1 protein-coding gene is annotated in these 1,791 nt (G+C 48.1%); it reads left to right on the forward strand.

All coding sequences use genetic code 11. The annotated features are described in order from the left end of the window. The coding region (locus tag ACZYTD_RS17125) for a hypothetical protein (protein ID WP_463893900.1) at positions 1–289 on the forward strand (289 nt) is incomplete at its 5' end. Between the last annotated feature and the right edge of the window lie 1,502 nt (positions 290–1,791).

A 1,791-nucleotide genomic window follows, 5' to 3' on the forward strand; every position in this document is an offset into this window, starting at 1 on the left:
AGGCCATCACATGCATCATCAGGTCATGCAATTAATGAATACTTACGGACTAGATATAGTTTCTCCGTTTGAATACAAAAATAATAACACCGTGTACACATTCCAATGTTTGATCCGAGGTTATGGCGCAAAATCAGGGATGGTTATAGATCCTGATTGGAAAAAACTAAATAGTTTAAAACAAGATCTTTCAGATGATGGCTTTGGTTATTCATGCATGGATATAGAAGGCAGTATAGATATTCCAAGCTTTTGTGACGTCTTGGCCGATTGGGGTAAAAGCGCCTAACCAATAGTTTAAGTCGTTCGCTTCGCTCACTGGGACGCGCATAAAGCCGCGCGCCCCATAACTAAAATGTTGTGCGTGTTGCCGGTGTTGAGTGGTTCCAGGGCAAGAGCAGCTTGTAGTTGGCCGCAGAGAAAAAGTCAGGTGTTAGAGAACCGCCAGCCTCTTGTAGCGTGAACTTCGGCTCACCACGTTGTCAGCAACAACTTGGTGGCTTCGTTCTGGCCAACCTTGCTCATCGGCCTCAACGCCCTCGCCTTCTCTGTTCCAACAGGTTGGTAAGCAACATCGGCTCCGGTGCTTGTTCTTTGTCCCAACCTGTTGGGCTTGAATACCAGCCTTAGCGCCTTATTCTGCTTGGCGCTGTTCAGGTGCAACAAGCCATCAGGCTAGTTTCGCTGTCGCCCAAGCGGCTGGCATAGTCAGCCTCGGTGCTGGCACAACAAAAATTTCAATCGGACTGGCCTTAAGCAGCCGGTTTATCATTCACAGGTTGGCATTTGGCCAGCCGGTTAAATAGACGTTAGGTTCTTATGACGAAAACAAAGCACCCAGACAAACTGTACTACTTTAAATTATTCACTAAAGCCAACCGATTTATCGTTGATCTTAAAAAACACACTTGGTGTGATTTATGGCATCAGCATTTCGATTGTGAAGGATTTGGTAATATCAATTGGGTACATCGACGTCGCCACTTGGCTGCCTTGCTTAGAGCACTCACTCGAGCTCGCCACGAACTTAATGAATCAAGAAAACCATATCAGCTATTTGCACTCGTACATCCTCGGAACTCTGGTAGCGACGCAATTTTTGTTCATACGGAAAATCCAAACGGAACGAAGTTCCCGTGTAAGTTGAGCGGTCAACCGATAGCATCGCTCCCTCCACTGCTTGCGGGCTATATAGATCCAGACATCTACGAAGTACTTACTGACGTTCATGAAAATGAAACAACCTATGTTATTCAACTTCGAACCTAACAAATAGTTTAAGTCGTTCGCTTCGCTCACTGGGACGCGCAAAAAGCACGCGCGCCCCATAACTAAAGTGTTGTGCGTGTTGCCGGTGTTGAGTGGTTCCAAGGCAAGAGCAGCCAGTAGTTGGCCGCAGAGAAATGACCAAGTGTTAGAGAACCGTCAGCCTCTTGAGGCGTGAACTTCGACTCGGCACGTTGTCAGCAGCATCTTGGAGGCTTTGTTCTAGCGAACCTTGGCCATCGGCCTCAATGCTCTCGCCTTCTCTGTTCCAACGGGTTGGTTAGCAACATCGGCTCCGGTGCCAGTTCTTTGTCCCAACCGGTTGGGGTTGAACACCAGCCTCAGCGCCTCTTTCTGCTTGGCGTTGTTCTGGTTCTACTGGTCATCAGGCTGATTTCGCTGTTGCTCAAGCGGCTGGCGTAGTTAACCTCCGTTCAGCGCACAACAAAAATTTCAATCGGACTGGCCTTAAGCAGCCGGTTTATCAAATCAGGGGTTGGTCCTCGGCCAGCCGCTTAAACAGAC

This window comes from Pseudaeromonas sp. HNCC25DJ180 (assembly GCF_055413345.1).